The sequence below is a fragment of the Candidatus Culexarchaeum yellowstonense genome, assembly GCF_024707025.1.
Lineage (GTDB): Archaea > Thermoproteota > Methanomethylicia > Culexarchaeales > Culexarchaeaceae > Culexarchaeum.
Genome location: NZ_JANGFQ010000108.1, coordinates 1 through 2,169 on the forward strand (window position 1 = coordinate 1; position 2,169 = coordinate 2,169).

Sequence of the window (2,169 nt, forward strand, 5' to 3'; positions counted from 1 at the left end):
TCTCATCCAACTCAACTAAATATCCATATCTTTTAAAATATTCAGAAACTTTCTGCTTTAAAATGCTTCCTTCCATAAAGTTAACCCAATAACATTTTATAAAAATCAAAAATTTATGACTTTTTGCACTTCAATTAGAGACAATATTTTAATCGAAACTATTCGCCAAACGCTATAAACTATAAACTACTTTATCATCCATCATAATCTTCAACTTATTTTGATGATTAAAGCATAAAACTCTAAGCCTTTTTCACCTAAACCTTTGAAACAGCCTAATCATTAGATTGGCTTCTTCTGTATGTATTGGAATGATTTCTTTTGGTTTTATTGTTTCAATTATGTTGCGGAATTGATGTGGTAGGTAGTGTCCAGATAATCTAAGTCTAAAGGCTTGTATTCCAAAGGTTTTAAGCCATGTTCTTAAAGCTCCCTCTTCAACCTCCTTTATTGATTCTCTTGGTTCAGGGTCCATTAAAACAACTGCTGAGCCTGCTAAATCTGGAGTCTCTCCACTTATCTTCAATTTCCTGAATATTTGGAGAAGTCCTACCGGTTCAATTGCGACTACATAGCTCTTTGGATCTTTAAAAACCTCATTGGCTAAACTTATGTTTCTAAGTAGTAATGGTGTGGGGATTTCAAGTTCTTCACTAACATATATCTTGTCAAGTGCTTCTGGCATTATTTTCTCAACTTCTTCTATAGCCCATAACAGTCTTTCAGACCCTATAACCAGATTTCTCCCCATTAACATTGATAAGTCTAGTATTGCCATGAAGGCCTCTAAATCTAGTGGATCTATCGAGACGGATACAAGCTCATATTCCCTTAGCATAAGGGATATGTAATCTCTAAATGTGGACGCCGTTGCTGGTGTGTGATCTGCACTAAAGTTTGTTCCCTCAATTAATGCTAAATCCACTTTATCGACACCCACACCCCTCATAACTTCATCTAGCCGATGACTTATATTGATTAAGGGGTCAAGTCTCAAGTCTCCACTATAAAATATGGTTGCATCACTCCCAGTGTATAGGAAGGAGTAGGCTGGGAAGCAGCTATGACTTACCGGTAATGCTATCACTCTATTTTCGTCTTCCTTCCCCGAAGTAGCCTCTTCAATTTTGGCTGTGTAGTCTGGTGGAACATAGGCTAACCAGCTTCCAGGCTTTCTATACCATGACATCAACGTATTCTCCAGAACTCTTGTACTTGGAATCTTTATGCCTACTTCAGGGGTGATGGAGCCGAGTAGCCCAGTATGATCTAGATGGAGATGTGAAATATAGATGGCTGAAGCCCCTTGAAGTGCTTCCAATGGTGGTATTGCTCCAACTGCACGTAACTCTAAAGGACCGAGAGGCTCTATCCTCCCACCATACAGTCTTCTAAGAACAGAGAATCTAATGCCATTATCGAAAACTATCTTCCTATCTTCATCCTCTACGATAACACAATTTCCACCAATTTCATTTAATCCACCATAAACTCTAATCTTCACTTTACCATAACTATGTTCAAACACTCTTTGCTGACTCATAACCTCATCGTACTCCCATAAAGCGATATTTCTTTACTTCAACCGTATTCCACTTAGCTTTATTCACAGGATCTCTTATCGCCAATAACCTTGGACTACCTGTTGAGAATCCATAAACTATATAGAGCCAATAGTTATCGCCAAGCTTCTTCGCATATTCATATTCCGTCTCAGTAAGCTCAACAATTATGTCGAGATCCCATCTACCCTTCACCTCTATAAACCTTACTTCACCAGTCCTTGAATCTATGCTTCTAATGTCATAATGCTCTATTTTGCTCACATCTTCAGGGCTTCTCTGGTTCCTTTTTTCAAAATCCATTGCATATTCCATGGCTTTCCGCTCAACTTCCTCCACAACAATGGGTGGAGGTGGAGGAAGTGTCTTAACAGCTTCACCTACCACAACCATTGCCCCTAAAAACTTTTGTGAAGATGAGAGGAAGTGTGAAGCATCTCTACCACCACTTTCCCTTGGAATCCAATTTGTATGTTGAGCACTCATCCCCCTATCCTCTACTCCAATTAGATATTTGACGTATTCGTCAACCATTAAGTTTCGATAATCGTATAGGACCTTTGCCCTCACTTTATCTCCAAATTTATCCTCAACCCAAAATTGGTCT

General features: G+C 38.7%; 2 protein-coding genes. Both read right to left on the reverse strand.

Annotation, left to right across the window (positions count from 1 at the left end; genetic code table 11):
- Nucleotides 1–253: 253 nt before the first annotated feature.
- Nucleotides 254–1,543: an MBL fold metallo-hydrolase gene (locus MRT15_RS09110; protein ID WP_304329775.1), complete on the reverse strand. Its 1,290-nt coding sequence runs from the start codon at nt 1,541–1,543 to the stop codon at nt 254–256.
- A gap of 4 nt (nt 1,544–1,547) precedes the next feature.
- The coding region (locus tag MRT15_RS09115) for a DUF3883 domain-containing protein (RefSeq protein ID WP_304329776.1) at nt 1,548–2,169 on the reverse strand (622 nt) is incomplete at its 5' end.